The 14,882-nt window shown below is 73.8% G+C and carries 11 protein-coding genes; 6 read left to right on the top strand and 5 right to left on the bottom strand.

The window, feature by feature from the left end; genetic code table 11:
- Window positions 1-92 precede the first annotated feature (92 nt).
- From AC3ERT_RS01760 to AC3ERT_RS01750, 3 genes are all read right to left on the bottom strand, one after another.
- Complete coding sequence (locus AC3ERT_RS01760) at window positions 93-1,223, bottom strand: ricin-type beta-trefoil lectin domain protein (protein ID WP_435172327.1); 1,131 nt, start codon at window positions 1,221-1,223, stop codon at window positions 93-95.
- Window positions 1,224-1,377: 154 nt separating this feature from the next.
- A complete protein-coding gene (locus AC3ERT_RS01755; protein ID WP_435172326.1) occupies window positions 1,378-3,921 on the bottom strand; it encodes a CBM35 domain-containing protein in 2,544 nt (847 codons plus the stop codon).
- A gap of 434 nt (window positions 3,922-4,355) precedes the next feature.
- Window positions 4,356-5,378, bottom strand: coding sequence for an acetylxylan esterase (locus AC3ERT_RS01750; protein WP_435172325.1), 1,023 nt, complete (start codon window positions 5,376-5,378; stop codon window positions 4,356-4,358).
- A 230-nt stretch (window positions 5,379-5,608) separates the two neighbouring features.
- Between AC3ERT_RS01750 and AC3ERT_RS01745 the strand changes: the two genes are divergently transcribed.
- The 6 genes from AC3ERT_RS01745 (at window position 5,609) to AC3ERT_RS01720 (ending at window position 12,075) form a co-directional block, all read left to right on the top strand.
- A complete protein-coding gene (locus AC3ERT_RS01745) occupies window positions 5,609-6,613 on the top strand; it encodes an acetylxylan esterase (protein WP_435133528.1) in 1,005 nt (334 codons plus the stop codon).
- Window positions 6,603-8,879 carry an FAD-dependent oxidoreductase gene (locus AC3ERT_RS01740; RefSeq protein WP_435172324.1) on the top strand — a complete coding sequence of 759 codons (2,277 nt, stop codon included), beginning with the start codon at window positions 6,603-6,605 and terminating at the stop codon, window positions 8,877-8,879. The genes AC3ERT_RS01745 and AC3ERT_RS01740 overlap by 11 nt, the downstream gene beginning before the upstream one ends.
- 131 nt (window positions 8,880-9,010) lie before the next feature.
- Window positions 9,011-9,448 carry a hypothetical protein gene (locus AC3ERT_RS01735; protein ID WP_435133522.1) on the top strand — a complete coding sequence of 146 codons (438 nt, stop codon included), beginning with the start codon at window positions 9,011-9,013 and terminating at the stop codon, window positions 9,446-9,448.
- Between the two features lie 133 nt (window positions 9,449-9,581).
- A complete protein-coding gene (locus tag AC3ERT_RS01730; RefSeq protein WP_435172323.1) occupies window positions 9,582-10,589 on the top strand; it encodes a heavy metal-binding domain-containing protein in 1,008 nt (335 codons plus the stop codon).
- Window positions 10,590-10,746: 157 nt separating this feature from the next.
- Complete coding sequence (locus AC3ERT_RS01725) at window positions 10,747-11,577, top strand: heavy metal-binding domain-containing protein (protein WP_435172322.1); 831 nt, start codon at window positions 10,747-10,749, stop codon at window positions 11,575-11,577.
- 51 nt (window positions 11,578-11,628) lie between these two features.
- Entirely contained in the window at window positions 11,629-12,075 is a 447-nt protein-coding gene (locus tag AC3ERT_RS01720; protein ID WP_335972705.1) for a hypothetical protein, read from the top strand.
- Window positions 12,076-12,122: 47 nt separating this feature from the next.
- Here AC3ERT_RS01720 and AC3ERT_RS01715 read toward each other — a convergent pair whose 3' ends face one another.
- Window positions 12,123-13,571: a glycoside hydrolase family 43 protein gene (locus AC3ERT_RS01715; RefSeq protein ID WP_435172321.1), complete on the bottom strand. Its 1,449-nt coding sequence runs from the start codon at window positions 13,569-13,571 to the stop codon at window positions 12,123-12,125.
- 141 nt (window positions 13,572-13,712) lie between these two features.
- Complete coding sequence (locus AC3ERT_RS01710) at window positions 13,713-14,840, bottom strand: hypothetical protein (protein ID WP_435172320.1); 1,128 nt, start codon at window positions 14,838-14,840, stop codon at window positions 13,713-13,715.
- Between the last annotated feature and the right edge of the window lie 42 nt (window positions 14,841-14,882).

The raw sequence follows: 14,882 nt of genomic DNA, 5'->3' as shown, positions 1-14,882 counted from the left end.
GGAGGAGCGGCAGACGTGGTGGCGGCGCGGGTCCCCCGCGACCGGCTCTCGGCCGCGGCGGCCCCTCCCTATTCGGATGGCGCGGGGGCGGGTCAGGTGACCGGGAGGGCGGTCCACTGCTGGGCGTCGGTGCCGTTGCAGTCCCACAGCTGGAGCTGGGTGTTGTCCACCGTGCTGGAGCCGGGGTCGTCCAGGCAGCGGCCGGACTGCGGGTTGCGGTAGCCGCCGCCGTACGGCTGCCAGACCTGCGCGGCGGTGCCGTTGCAGTCGTAGAGCTGCACCAGGGTGCCGGCGGCGGTGCCGCCGTCGGCGGCGTCCACGCACTTGCCGTAGATCTGGAGGGTGCCGTCGCTGCGCCGGGTCCACCACTGCGCGTTGGTCCGGTTGCAGCCGCGGATCTCGATCGGGGTGCCGTTGTCGGTCCTGGCGTGGTCGTCGTTGAGGCACAGGCCGCTGAGGCCGGAGTGGACGGTGCCGTCGGCGCCGGGGGCGGTGATCCAGCCGGCCGCGTCGGCGGCCTGGATGCCGGTGTCGAAGGCGTCGGCCATCTTCTGGTAGCCGGCGTCGTCGGGGTGCAGCGCGTCCGACAGGTCGGCGGTGGTCAGGGCGCCCATGTTGACGTAGCGGACGTGCTTGCCGGCCGCCTGCTCGGCGCGGGCGATGCCGGGCACGTCGGCGTTGAACGCCGGCCGGTAGGGCTCCTCGATGGAGTTGGTGGACACGATCAGCGTGGCGAGCAGCACAGTGACGCCCGGGTCGTCGGCGGTGATCCGGTCGACCAGGTCGTGCAGCCGCTGCGTGGCGGTGGAGACCTCGTAGGCCTGGTTGAGGTCGTTGGTGCCGATCATCAGCGTGATGACGTTCGGCCGGTAGATGCTGAGCGTGGCGTCGGCGATGCCGGCGATCTGGTCGATCCGCCAGCCGCGGTGGCCTTCGTTGTCCGGGTCGGCCATGCTGCCGCTCTGGAGGCCGCCGACGTAGTCCAGGGTGTGGCCCTCGCCGGTGAGTTCGTCGCGCAGCGGGACGCGGTAGCCGTTGCCGGCGCTGCTGCCGACGCCCCAGGTGATCGAGTCGCCCAGCGGCATCACCCGCAGGGCCGCCGGTTGGGCGGCGGAGGCGGGTGCGGCCGCCGGGGCGGCGGCCAGTGCGTTCGGCGCGAGTACGCCGGCCGCGGCGAGCAGCGCGGCGGCTGCCGCCGCGGCCGCCGCGAGGAGTCTTTTCATCGCCAGTCCTCACCTTCCGTCGGGGGCGGGGTGGTGCGGCACCGGTGCGCGGGCGCCCGCGGGCGGGGCGGGCGGCCGCGGACCGCTGGTCGTACAAGGGGGGTGCTGCGGTGGTACCCGCGGGTGCCACCGTCTGTGCGGTCCTGCCGCGTGTTCAGAGGGCGAGCGCGACCACGGCCTGGTGGTCCGCGCCCGCGGTGACCGCCACCGTGAACAGCCCGGTGGACGCGGTGTAGCCGACGGCGCCGACGCTGCCGGTGGACGCGGTGGCCACCGGTTTGCTCGGCGCGTAGCCGTGCAGGGTGATCGGGCCCTCGCCGGCGGCGAAGGCGACGGTGGTGCGCACCGTCCCGTCGTCGCTGAGGTGCGCGATGCGCTGGTCGCCGTGGGCGACGAACTTGCCGGCGTCGCCGAGGAACGCGATGCCGGACGGGCCGACCGGGGCGACCACCCAGTAGGTGCCGGTGCTGACGGTGGCCGTGACGCTGCCGCCCGCGGCGACGAGGGCGCCGGTGTGCCCGAAGTAGTCGTAGGCGTACGCCTTGCCGCTGACGCCGGCCTCGGCGAGCGTGAAGGACGCGCTCTGGGTCGGGCCGGTGGCGGCGGTGCCCCGGGTGACGCCGAGCCAGTCGATGTTGCCGCCGCTGGCGCCGGTGGCGGTCGCCCGCACGGTGTTGCTGCCCTGGGTGAGCGTGGTCGTCATGCCGACGACCGTCCACGCGTTCCACCAGCCGGTGGAGGGGAAGGACAGGGACTTCGCGGCGCCGCCGTTGACCGAGACGGCCAGCGGGCGGTCGGTGAACGCGGCGTTGGCGTACCGGAACTGGAGCGTGTAGGTGCCGGCCGCGGGCGCCGTCACGGTCCACTCGACGTAGTCGCCGGAGTCGTGCTGGTAGTCCGCGTAGCCGCTGCCGCTGTAGCCGGAGTTGTCGCTGCCGACCACCGCCCCGGACAGGGTGGCGCTCTCGGCCTGGTAGACCGTGGTGGGGGCGGGGGTCTGGCGGGCGTAGGCGAAGACGTAGCCGTAGCCGAGGCCGCCGGCGTGCTGGACGTGGGCGGTCGCGACCATCGCGGGGTTCTTCCCGGCCGCCTCGGCGACGTAGGTCGCGTCGGTGGGCACGATCGGGCTGTCCGGTTTGACGATGATCCCGTCGGCGCGGGCCACCTGGAAGAGGTTGCCGGCGTCGACCTTGCCCAGCGCGTCGCCGACGCCGACCGGGCCGGCCGACAGGTTCGCCAGCAGCAGGTTGTTCGTCTCGCCGCTCAGGAACACGTCGACCCAGGGCCAGATGCCCAGCGACGCGGCGAACTGCGCGTCGTACAGGAACTGGTCCCACTTGGGCCGGTCGAAGCGGTCGCCGCTGACCCGGATCGTGGTGAGGTTCTGGTAGCGGACGCTTTGCAGGTAGTCGCGCGGCAGCGCCATGCAGTACTGGAGGTCCATGCCGTTGACGGCGGCCTGGTGGGCCATGTTGTCGAAGAACGCGTCGGCGTCGGTGAGGTTCTCGGCGGGCTTGGCGTTGTTGCACAGCCAGTCCTGCTCGTAGACGACGACACCGCCCTCCTTGAGGTAGGCCATGATGTCCTGCCACCAACCCGGGTCGATGACAACGTTGTTGGAGAACGCGTAGTCCTCGTGGTACGGGCTGGAGGCGTCCATCCACCGGGCGTGCGTGACCAGGGGCAGGCCGAGGTCCTTGCGGAAGGCGGCGAGGCCCTCGGGGAACAGGTCCGCGTCCGCCTCGTACAGCGAGGTGCCGTCGGGCAGGTCGTTCCAGTCGCCGTTCGGGCCCTTGGGGTACCACCAGCTGTCCAGTTGCATGTAGCCCATCGGGATCTTCTGCGCGGCCCATTCGTCGCGCACCGCGAGCAGGGTGCCGGTGTAGCCCTTGGATTCGTCGTACTTGTAGTAGTAGTCGGCGCCGTTGTCGGTCCAGTAGCCCAGGGTGCTCAGCACGATGCCGGTGTCGTTGGCCGGCACGGTCTTGCCGGCCAGCGTGCGGATCGCGGCGCCCCAGGCGCGGTAGGCGGCGCCGACGCCGTTCTTCGTGGTCAGGATGGTTCTGCGGGTGTAGCCGGCCGGCAGGCTGCCGACGGCGGTGACCACGCCGGCCGCGATGGAGCCGTCGGACGCCTTGCTGGTCCGCGCCTCCTGGAAGTGGTCGGCCGCGGACAGCACGAAGGCGTTGCCGGAGTCGTCGAAGTAGACCCAGGGGCTGTCGGAGGCGCCGGCGAAGGTGTTGAACTGGTAGGCGCCGAAGCAGTCGGCGTGGCTGACCTGGTGGGCGAGGTCCGGGTAGGCGGTGAACGTCGGGAAGGCCGTGGCGTTGGCGGCGGCCTTGACGTAGGTGTCGGTGAAGACCACCGCCGAGGCGGCGTCGTAGACGCGGATGCCGCCCTTGCGCGCGCCGGACTGGAAGGTGAACGTCGTCTCGGTCCAGGCGCCCAGCGCGTCGGTCCCGGACGCGGTGGTGATGGCGGTGGCCGCGCCGACCGAGCCGCCGAAGGTCCAGCCCAGCGCGCTCGCCCGCACCGTCCAGGCGCCGGACGCGGAGACGGTGCCCGACAGGACCCGCGGCTTGGCCGCGGCCGCGTCCGCGGCTCCCGCCGGTCCCGCGGCGCCCGCCAGCGGCAGGGCCAGGGCGGCCGAGCCGACTCCCGCGGCCCGGATGAAGACACGACGGCTGATTCCTGTCATGGGGGGTGCTCCTCGTCTCGTTGCGGGGCAGCGAAGGGTGCGCGCGGCGCCGGGGCGAGCGGCGGTGTTCGCTGGTGGGGAGAGGTGCGGAGGACGTGCGCGTGACGGTGGTGCGCCGTGGCGGCCGTGAAGGGGGGACGGCCGGAATGACGCTCAGTGTGGAGCGGTGCGGGCGAGGCGGTCAAGACGCGCGACGAAGAATCACCGGCCGGCCGCGGTTCATCCATGTGAAGAAGAGGCTGGGAACTGACCATCTCTCACGTTGTAATGACGCCTCCAACCCCCTTGAGTTCACAGTGCAGTTCGTTGTTCATATACGCAATCGCCGTCCAGACCCCTCCCCGGCCGCCCCGCACCGCGCCGCCCACCTGCCCCGACCGCCCGATGGTGACACTCCGTCACCGCCCCCCGGGCGCCGCACGGCTGGGGGGACGTCAGGCCGCGCAGGCGGCGGGCTCGGCGAAGAAGGCGCGGACCGCGCTCTGGAGGCGGGCGTGCTCGGCGGCGTCGTCGGGGTGGTCGAAGAAGTGGCCGAAGGGCATGACGTACAACTGCTTGGGGCCGGCCAGGGCGTTGTGGACGGCGAACTGGCCGGGCGGCGGCACGTAGGCGTCGAAGAGGGCGGCGCCGACGTGGACGGGGATGCGCAGGTGGCGCGCGGCGGTGGCGGCGTCGAAGTAGGCGAGGACGTCGAGGACGGACGGGTCGGCGAGGTGGCGGGCGCGGATGTGGGAGCCGCTGCCGAGGCACTCCAGGCCGACGCGCAGCGGGTGGTTGCCGAAGCTGGGGACGGTGAGGTGGCCGGAGGCGAAGCGGTCGTCCCAGGGCAGGGCGAGCGCGCCGATGCCGCCGCCGAAGCTGCCGCCGAGGTAGTCCAGGCGCAGTCCGCGGGTGGCGGGGAGCAGTTCGTGCAGGGCGGTGGCGGCGCACCAGATGTCGGCGGCGCACCCGCCGTGCACGTAGGTCTCGCGTGAGGCGAGGCCCTGCACGACGTGCGGGGTGCCGATCTGCGGCAGTTCGCTGAGGGCGGGCAGGCCGCGCAGGCAGGGCTGGAGGACGGCGGCCCCGTCGATCGGCACCCGGGGGTCCGGCGCGGCGCGGCCGCCGTAGCCGTGGGTGAGCACCGCGGCGCGGGTGGGTTCGGCGCCGGCCGGCAGGGTGAGCCAGCCGCCGAGCCGTACGCCGCCGAGCGAGGTGTAGCTGATCCGGTACGCCTCCAGGGCGGCCGGGGCCGGCCCGTCCGGGCCGGGCTCGCCCGGCCGGCCCGCGGGCAGGCGCTCCTCGATCCGCGCGTCGACCGCCACGGCCCGGGCGCGCGCGTACAGCTCCTGCCAGAAGGCGGCGAAGTCGGGCGGTTCGTTGCCGGGGGCGGGTACGGCCAGCAGGGCGTCCAGGTCGTGGCCGTAGGTCGGGTCGAAGGCGAAGGGGTGGGTGCGCGGCGGGGTCGGGCGGTCCATCGGTGTCTCCGTGCGGGGTCGGCGGCCGGGCGGGCCGACTGGGGCTGGGGCCCGCCGCACGCTGCCAGAAAGCGCCCTCTATGGGCAAGCGACCCCGGCGCCCCGCACATACCCGCTGCGCTGCGCCATTGACTTGGAAAGCGCTTACTCCTAGCGTTCCGAGGCGGACCGCCCAACCGCCCGCACGCGCCGGCGCCCCACCCGGGGCCGGACCCGACAGAGAGCCCGCGATGCCCCAATTCGACCTGCCGCTGGAAGAACTCCGCCGGTACCGCCCGGACCAGCCGGAGCCCGACGACTTCGACGCCTTCTGGGCCGCCACCCTGGCCGAGGCCCGCACCACCGCCCTCGACGCGCGCTTCACGCCGTTCGACGCTCCGCTGACCGGGGTCGAGGTGCTGGACGCCACGTTCGCCGGATACGGCGGCCACCCGGTCAGGGGCTGGCTGCTGCTGCCGGCCCACACCGAGGGACCGCTGCCGGCGGTGGTGAAGTACATCGGCTACAACGGCGGGCGCGGCCTGCCGCACGAGCACCTGGTGTGGCCCGCGGCCGGCTTCGCGTGCTTCGTGATGGACTCCCGCGGCCAGGGCAGCGGCGGCTCGGTCGGCGACACCCCCGACCCGGTGGGCGGCGGGCCGGCCTACCCCGGCCAGATGACCCGCGGCATCCTCGACCGCGACGCCTACTACTACCGGCGGCTGTTCACCGACGCCGTCCGCGCGGTGGAGGCGGTGCGCAGCCACCCGCGGGTGGACCCCGCCCGGGTCGCGGCTGCCGGCGGCAGCCAGGGCGGCGGCATCACCCTGGCCGTCGCCGGGCTGGTCCCCGACCTCGCCGCGGTCGCGGTGGACGTGCCCTTCCTGTGCCACTACCCGCGGGCCCTCGCGGTCGCGGCCCAGGGCCCGTACCGCGAGATCGCCGCCTACCTGAGCGCGCACCGCGACCACACCGAGGCCGCCTTCCGCACGCTGGCGTACTTCGACGGGGTGCACTTCGCCGCGCGCGCCACCGCGCCCGCGCTGTTCTCCGTCGCCCAGGAGGACCAGACCTGCCCGCCCTCCACGGTCTTCGCGGCCTTCAACGCCTACGGCGCCGCCGCCAAGTCGATCGAGGTCTACCCCTTCAACGGCCACGAGGGCGGCGGGCCCTTCCAGGTGCTGCGCCAACTCAGGTGGCTGCCGCAGCAGTTGGCGGCCGCCGCAGCCGGGACGGAGGCCGTCGGTGCTCGCTGAGGAGCGCACGTACGACATCGTGGTGGTCGGCGGCGGGCTGGCCGGGGTGTGCGCGGCGGTGGCCGCGGCCCGGCTGGGCAGCAGCGTCGCGCTGGTGCACAACCGCCCGGTGCTGGGCGGCAACTCCAGCAGCGAGGTGCGGGTGTGGGTGTGCGGGGCGACCGCGCACGGCGTGCACCGCTACGCCCGCGAGACCGGCATCATGGGCGAGCTGTACACCGAGAACCAGTACCGCAACCCCGAGGGCAACCCGCACTACTGGGACCAGGTCGTGCTGGACGCGGTGCTCGCCGAGCCGCTGGTGGACCTGTTCCTCAACACCGACGTGCGGCAGGTGGCGGCGGACGGCCCGCAGGACGCGCGGACCGTACGCTCGGTCACCGGCTGGACCATGGGCGCCGAGCGCACCACCGTCTTCCGCGCCGCCCAGTTCCTGGACTGCACCGGGGACGGCCTGGTCGGCCACCTGGCCGGCGCCCGCTACCGGATCGGCCGCGAGGCGCGCTCGCAGTACGGCGAGAGCTGGGCCCCGGAGGTCGCCGACCAGGCGCTGCTCGGCTCCACGATCCTGTTCTCCACCAAGGACGCGGGCCGCCCGGTGAAGTTCGTGCCGCCCTCGTACGCCAAGGACCTGTCCACCACGCCGATCCTGCGCAACCGGGTGCTGCGCACCGGCGACAACGGCTGCGACTACTGGTGGATCGAGTGGGGCGGCGAGCTGGACACCGTCCACGACAACGAGCGCATCCGCGACGAGTTGCAGTCGGTGGTCATGGGGGTGTGGGACCACATCAAGAACTCCGGGGAGTTCGACGCGGACCACCTGACGCTGGAGTGGGTCGGCTCGCTGCCCGGCAAGCGGGAGTACCGCCGCTTCGTCGGCGACCACACCCTCACCCAGCAGGACATCCTCGGCCAGCGGCAGTTCGACGACCGGATCGCGTTCGGCGGCTGGTCGGTGGACCTGCACCCGGTGCAGGGCATGTACGCGGACGAGCCCGGCGCCCGCCAGCGCTACGCCGACGGCGTCTTCCACATCCCGCTGCGCAGCCTGTACTCGGCGAACGTCGGCAATCTGCTCTTCGCCGGGCGGAACATCTCCGCCACGCACATCGCCTTCGGCGCGACCCGGGTCATGGCGACCTGCGCGACGCTGGGCGAGGCGGCCGGCACCGCCGCCTCGCTGTGCGTCACCCACCGCCTCACCCCACGGCAACTCGCCCACGAACGGTTGGAGTTGATGGCGCAGACGCTGCTGCGCCAGGACGCCTCCGTGATCGGCGTGAAGAACACCGACGACGCCGACCTCGCCCGTACCGCCCGCGTCACCGCGTCCTCCGCGCAGAACGTGCTCGGCACGCCGCCGGACGCGGACGCCGAGCCCTACCCGCTCACCCGGGACGTGGCGCTGCTGCTGCCGGCCGACCCGGCGCTGGACGCGGTGGAGCTGCTGGCCCGCACCGAGGAGCCGGGCGGCACCGAGCTGACGGTGGAGCTGTGGGGCACCGGGCTGCCGGAGAACGGGGTGCCGGCCGACCACCTGGCCACCGCCACCGTGCCGGTGCCGCCCGGCGGCCCGCACTGGGTGCGCGCCCACTTCGGCCACCGGCCCGAGCGGCCGCAGAACGTGGTGGTCGTCGTCCGCGCCCGGCCGGGCACCGCACTGCACCTGTGGGACGGGCGGGTGGACGGGGCGCTGTCGCTGCGCCGCCGGGCCGAGGGCGACGCCGCCGTGGACCACGACATCCCCGAGGAGGAGGGGCAGAGCGTGCTGGAGTGGTCCGCGCGCGAGCTGCGCCGCCGCTCCTTCTGCTTCCGCGCCGAGCCCGCCACGGCCGCGTTCGCGCCGGACAAGGCCGTCGGCGGCTACCAACGCCCTTACGGCGGGCCGCAGATGTGGTCCTCGGCCGCGCTGGGCGACGCGGACCCGACCGGCGAGTGGCTCCAGCTGGAGTGGGACGAGCCGGCCGAACTGCGCACCGTCCAGGTGGTGTTCGACGACGACGTGGACGAGTACCTCAACAACCTGCACCGGCACCGCACGCCGTTCGAGGTGATGCCCGAACTGGTCCGCGACTACCGGCTGCTGGCGCGCGGCGAGGACGGGCAGTGGCAGACGGTGCAGACCGTGCGCGGCAACCGCCGCCGCCACCGCGTCCACCGGTTCGCGCAGCCGCTGCGGACCGGCGCGCTGCGGATCGCCGTGGACGCCGTGTACGGCGCGCGGCACGCCCATGTGGTCGCCGTCCGGGCGTACGCGCGGTAGGGCCTGGACCGTGGGGCCGCCTTCCGCGCCGTACGGTCCCGGGCCGGTGTCGGGACCCGTCACGACCGCGGCGCGCCACACTTGTCCGCGCGCCGGCCGTGTCGTGGGCGCCGGCCGGAAGGGAGCGGGCGATGGGCGAGCGGACGATGTGCTGGAACTGCCGTACCGCGCCCGCGCGGCCGGACGCCGCGCACCGGGTGCGGCTGAGCCGGGACGTGCGCACGCGCTTCGTCGTCGTGGGGCACCAGTACCGCTGGAGCGCCCGGGAGGTGGTCGTGCCGCGCTGCGCGCGCTGCCGCCGGACCAACGTGGCGTACGCGGTGTACGGCAGGGTGCTCAGGGCCGGCGGCGGCTTCGTGGGCTTCATGGCGTTCTGCGGCGCGCTGGCGGCGCTGACGGTGCACCGCTACGGCGCGCTGGTCGTCGCCGCCTTCATGGCCGCGGCGCTGCTGGCCGTCCTGGTGCCGGCCCGGCTGTACATGTGGCGCCACCCGCGCCGCGCCCCGGCGGAGTACCCGCCCGTGGCCGCGCTGATCGCCGACGGCTGGCGGATCGGCAACCCGTACTGAGCCCGGCGGCGGTGGCGGGCCGGGGCGGCAGGGGGTGGTGCGGAACGGCGCGGGCCCGTGGGCGCCGCGCGCGCGGAGGCCCTAAAGTTCAGGGCAGAGCAGTGCTGCGCGCCTGACGGGAGACGGGGGACCCATGTCCGAGCCATGGAGCAGTGGGGGCCTGCCGCCCGCCGCGGCCGAGCGGTTGGCGTCGGCGGAACGGAGCGGGACCTGGACGTCCGCGCTGTCCACCGGCGAGTTCGCCGCGATCCGCTCGGTCGGTTTCGAGCCGGTCGGCCAGGTGATGGGCTCGGCGGTCTTCCGGATCGGCCGCGCCGGCCGGTACTGGGGCTACCACGACTGCCAGTACGCCGGTGCCCGCTACCTCTACCGCACCTCGCGTCAGGACGCGCCGGTCGCGCTGTCGGGCGGCGGTGCCCCGTCGCGCGCGCTCGTCGAGGTCTTCGACCGGGCCCGGCGGACCGCGCTGGACCGGATGACGGCGGAGTGCCGCGCGCTGGGGGGCGACGGCGTGGTGTCCGCGGCGCTGACCATGGCGCCGTTCGTCGGCAGCGCCGGCAGCCTGGAGTTCAAGGTGATCGGCACGGCGGTCCGGGCGCGGGGCGGCCGGCACGCGCGGCAGCCGTTCACCTCGCACCTGGACGGGCAGGGGTTCGCGAAGCTGCTCGGCGCCGGGTGGGTGCCGGTGGGGTTGCTGGTGGGCATGTCCGTCGGGGTGCGGCACGACGACTACCGGACCACCTCGCAGGCGTACTCCTGGCGCAACGTGGAGATGCGCGGCTGGAGCGACCTGGTGCACGGTGTGCGGTCCGACGCGCGGCAGCAGCTCGGCGCGCAGGCCGCCCGGTGCGGCGGTGACGGCGTCGTGATGGCCGCCGGCGACCTGCGGGTGTGGTCGGAGAAGTGCTTCCGGTCGAACAGGAGCGACCAGGAGGACCACATCGCGGAGGCCACGATGGTGGGTACCAGCATCGCGCGCTTCCAGGTCCGCACGCCGCCGCCGCGGACGCTGTCGGTGCTGCCGCTGGGCGACCGCGGCGCGAAGCTGCGCAGGCGGCTGGCGACGGCCGCCGCCAGCCCGTACGTGGACAACGCGCAGTACCGGCGGCTGGTCGAGGAGATCCACGAGTTCGACGGTTAGCCGGCTTCGACGGCGGCGATCCGCGCACACCGCCCGCGCGGACCGCTCACCCGGACCGCGCACGCGCACCGCCGCGCACCGCCCGGCCGCCACGCACGGCCGCACCCGTCCCAAGGGCCGCACCGCACCACCGCACGTCTCACGAGGGGTACTTGACATGACGAACCAGCAGCCGGGCGCCGACGGTGTTCCCGCGGACGCGATGCGCCGGTTGTCGGAGCTGACGCCCGGACGCCCGGGGTCGATCTTCACCAGCGACCTGTCGGTGAACGAGTTCCTGCTGGTGCGGGAGGCCGGCTTCACACCGATCGGCCTGGTGCTCGGCAGCTCCATCTACCACGTCGGCATCCAGCTGGGCCGCTGGGGCAGGAACCAGGAGCTGGACACCCTCAGCCAGGCGATGTACCACGCCCGGGAGCTGGCGATGTCCCGGATGGAGGCCGAAGCGGCGGCGCTGGGTGCCGACGGCATCGTGGGGGTCCGACTGACCGTGGAGGCACGGGAGTTCGGCAAGGACGTCGCGGAGTTCATCGCGATCGGCACCGCGGTCAGGGGCGACGCGGCGCCTCCCGGCGGCGGGACCTGGCGCAACAACAAGGGGCAGCCGTTCACCTCGGACCTGTCGGGTCAGGACTTCTGGACGCTGATCCGGGCCGGCTACGCGCCGCTCGGGATGGTGATGGGCACCTGCGTTTACCACATCGCGCACCAGAAGATGGGCTCGGTGGTGTCGAACATGGGCCGGAACGTGGAGATCGAGCAGTTCACCCAGGCCCTCTACGACGCCCGGGAGCTGGCCATGGCGCGCATGCAGGCCGAGGCGGAGGCGCTGCAGGCGGAGGGGGTGGTCGGGGTGCAGCTCAACGCGCACAACCACCGCTGGGGCGGCCACACCACGGAGTTCTTCTCGATCGGCACGGCGGTCCGGCCGCTGCGCCCCGACCACGAGATCGAGCGGCCCACCATGGTGCTGGGCCTGGACGGCTGACCCGGCCCGGCATCCGGCGGACCGTACGACATCTGGGAGTGGGGAAGAGCCATGAGCGAGCGAGAGCCGGCGCGGGACCAGGACGGCGGCGCGGGGCCGGACTCGGGCGCGTCGATCGAGGTGCTGGCAGCCGCGCTGCGGCGGGACGCGGCGGATCTGGAGCTGTACGCGAAGGTGCTCACCGGGTCGCTGGCCGACGCGCTGCCGCCCGGTGCGGTGGCCCTGGCGCGCAGGCGGACCGTGGGCGACCGGCTCGCGGGGCGGGCGGGCCGGCTGGAGAAGCTCGATGTCGCCCTGGACGACCGGCGGTTGACGCTCACGCTGACGCAGGGGCGGCCGCAGGGCGAGGTGGCCACGGTGGTGCGCGGGGTGGTGCTGTCCCGTACGCCGGTCGCGCTGGACGCGTGGGTCGCCGAACTGGCCGCGGCGCTGGCGGCGCGGGCCCGCTCGGACGCGCGGGCGCGGGCGGCGCTGGAGCGGCTGGTCCTCGGCGACTGAGCGGCGCCGGGTGTCGGGCCGCCCGGTGGACGGCCCGACACCCGCGGTCAGTTGGTGTACACCTCCGCGCGGTCGATGGAGACGTACGCGGCGCCCGAGGAGGCGTCCTTGTCGCCGGTCACCCGCACCCGCAGCGTGTGGGTGCCGTAGGGCAGTTCGGGGCTGACGTAGTTCAGCTGCTCGCCCATGCGGATCGGGCCGTAGTAGTCGCTGGTGGTCTCGGCGCCGCCGTCCACGGAGAAGGCGGCGATGCCGTTGCCGGTGTCGCGTACCGACAGCAGGGCGATCCGGGTGCCGGTGAACGTCCAGGTGGCGGTGGCGCCGGTGGTCGCGCTCCAGTGGTCGTCGCCCCAGAAGCACTGGACGCCGCACCCGGAGCCGGAGTTCCAGGCGCCGGTGTAGGCGACGGAGCCCGCGCCGCTGCTGCTGTTGGTGTCGTTGATCCAGTACGGGCCGCCGCCGGGGTCGCCGGAGGGCAGGTCCTGGGTGGCGCCGGCGGCCAGCGGGGACCCGAAGTTCGGGGTGCCGTCGGCATTCCAGCTGATCTTCTGCGCGCGGGTGGTGCGCCCGGTGTAGGTGTAGTCCGAGGTGTTCTTGCCGTGGTAGACGATCCAGTCCTGGGTGCCGTCCGGGCTCTTGAAGAAGCCGTTGGAGCCCGGGCCCCACACGCCGGTGGAGTCGTTGCGGGAGAACACGGCGCCGGAGTGCTGGGTCCAGTTCGCCGGTCGCAGCGGATCGGCACTCTGCGGGATGGACTGCATCCACAGCTGGTAGTCCGGCAGTCCGGTGTCGCAGGTGGAGTACACCAGGTAGGTGGTGCTGCCGTGCTGGAGGATCGAGGGGGCCTCGCGGATGGTGGAGCAGCCGCCGGCGGTGGGCAGGTAGACGCGGTTGCCGGAGACCGTCCACGGGTCGGACATCGGGGCGATGTAGATCAGGTTGTGGCCCTCGCTGCCGGCGCCGGACCACAGCAGGTAGAGGCTGTTGTCGCTCTGCCGCAGCAGCACCGGGTCGATCGCCCACTCGTCGGGCGCGTTGGGCGGCTGGAGTTCGGCCTTGAAGTGGTAGGGGCCGAGCGGATTCGTGCCCTCGGACTCCACGACGTAGAGGCGGTGGTGGTCGTCCACCCCGTCGTCGGCGGTGTAGTAGATGTACCAGTGCCCGTTGATCAGGTAGAACGACGGCGCCCACACCTGCTGGTTCCGCGAGGCGTCGGTGTCCTTCCAGACGGTGACGCGCGGCGCGGTGAGCAGTTCCCCGAGGGTCGGCGCGACGGCGATCCGCACCGCGTCGCCCTCGGTGGCGGCCAGGTAGTAGTTGCCCTGGTAGTAGGTCATGTACGGGTCGGGGCTGGTGCCCAGCGGGTTGCGGAACGTACCGGCGGCGGCGTGCGCGCTCGACGGTTTCAGGCCCATGCAGCACAGTGCGGTGAGCAGCAGGACGAGGGCGATGTTGCCCAGGGTTCTCAGCGGAAGGCCGGACGCCTCGCGGCGCATGACCGCCTCCTTGGATAGACGGTGGTGGGGGGTGTACACGTCTGATCACGTTCGAGCCGAGCCGACTTTACAACGTTGCACACGGCGCGCGACAGCTCCGTGCGCCCCTCACGTCAGCCCGGCGGCGAAGGCCGCGCCGGGTCAGTCGTCCTCGGGCCGCGCCAGTTGGGCGTCCAGCCAACCGGTCCGGTCCGGCGGGCAGGTGGCGCGCAGGGCGCCGAGCGCGAGGTGCACGGAGTCGCTGTCGTAGCCGGAGACGACGATGCCGCGGGAGCGCAGTACGCCCAGCGCGTGGCCGGCCAGGCCCTCCGGCAGCCCCCAGAAGGCCCGCGCGGCCTCCTCCCGCAGCTCCGGCTCGAACGAGGGCGATTCCAGCACGTCCGCCAGGGAGTTGACGCTGAGCATGGTGCGCGGCGGCGCGGCGCGCAGGCACTGCCGGACGACGTCGGGGTTGGGGTGGTGCAGGAAGACGTTGGTCCAGCTCTCCCGCAGCAGCGCCTGCGCGCTGCGCCGGCTGCCCATGTACTCGCGGTAGCGGGCGTTGTCCGGCCACAGGTACGGCAGCGGGGTGTCGGCGAGGAACGCGGTGACGTCGATGCTCCAGCGCACCCGCAGCGGCGCCATGCCCCACAGTTCGTCGCCGAGCGGGTCCGCGGGCAGCGTGACGGTGCCGCCGGCCCCGCCGGCCGGCCCGCGCGCGGCCCTGCGCGGCGCCCGGGCGCCGACCCCCAGCACGGTGTGCACCGACAGCCGCCGGCCGCAGGCGCGGCAGTGGGGCACCCCGGCAGCGCGGTCGGGCGCCGAAAGGCCGCTGCACACGGCGCACTGGAGCAGCGCGCAGGACCCGCAGCCGAATCCGCCGCCGGTCCGCACCAGCCCGGCCAGGCCGTCGGGGTCCAAGGAGCGCGGCCCGCTGCCGTGCGTCCAGTCGTCGAGCGGGATGTCGTAGGGCACCACGGTGTGCTCGCACCAGGCGCAGCGCGTGCTCGACGGGGTGAGGGTGCTGCCGGCGGTGCGGACGCCCAGCTCGATCAGGGCGCCGTCGGCCTCGTCGAAGATGTAGATCAGGTCGCGCCCGAAGGTGCCCTCCGGGGTCTCCACGACGGTGTACACCAGCTCGTCCCGGACCGGGGTGCGGCGCAGGAACTCCAGTGCGGCCGCCCGGCCGGGCCCGCTGTGCACGTGGTAGGTGGCGCGGTCGGTCCGCTCGGTGCGCAGGAAGCGGACGCCGCCCGGCACCGGGGCCTTCTCCCGCCTGGTGAATCGCATACGCCGGCCCCCTGTACGTCCCGTGGTACGTCGTGCTCGCGG

This window comes from Actinacidiphila sp. bgisy145, assembly GCF_057708125.1.
The sequence above is the reverse complement of the archived record's forward strand: the minus strand, read 5'-3'. Positions and strand labels throughout refer to the sequence as shown.

Bases quoted from the DNA above. Each gene is read 5' to 3' on its own strand.
- AC3ERT_RS01750 (WP_435172325.1), bottom strand. From the start codon at position 5,378: ATGGACCGCCCGACCCCGCCGCGCACCCACCCCTTCGCCTTCGACCCG.
- AC3ERT_RS01735 (WP_435133522.1), top strand. From the start codon at position 9,011: ATGGGCGAGCGGACGATGTGCTGGAACTGCCGTACCGCGCCCGCGCGG.
- AC3ERT_RS01715 (WP_435172321.1), bottom strand. From the start codon at position 13,571: ATGCGCCGCGAGGCGTCCGGCCTTCCGCTGAGAACCCTGGGCAACATC.
- AC3ERT_RS01745 (WP_435133528.1), top strand. From the start codon at position 5,609: ATGCCCCAATTCGACCTGCCGCTGGAAGAACTCCGCCGGTACCGCCCG.
- AC3ERT_RS01760 (WP_435172327.1), bottom strand. From the start codon at position 1,223: ATGAAAAGACTCCTCGCGGCGGCCGCGGCGGCAGCCGCCGCGCTGCTC.
- AC3ERT_RS01710 (WP_435172320.1), bottom strand. From the start codon at position 14,840: ATGCGATTCACCAGGCGGGAGAAGGCCCCGGTGCCGGGCGGCGTCCGC.
- AC3ERT_RS01755 (WP_435172326.1), bottom strand. From the start codon at position 3,921: ATGACAGGAATCAGCCGTCGTGTCTTCATCCGGGCCGCGGGAGTCGGC.
- AC3ERT_RS01730 (WP_435172323.1), top strand. From the start codon at position 9,582: ATGTCCGAGCCATGGAGCAGTGGGGGCCTGCCGCCCGCCGCGGCCGAG.
- AC3ERT_RS01725 (WP_435172322.1), top strand. From the start codon at position 10,747: ATGACGAACCAGCAGCCGGGCGCCGACGGTGTTCCCGCGGACGCGATG.
- AC3ERT_RS01720 (WP_335972705.1), top strand. From the start codon at position 11,629: ATGAGCGAGCGAGAGCCGGCGCGGGACCAGGACGGCGGCGCGGGGCCG.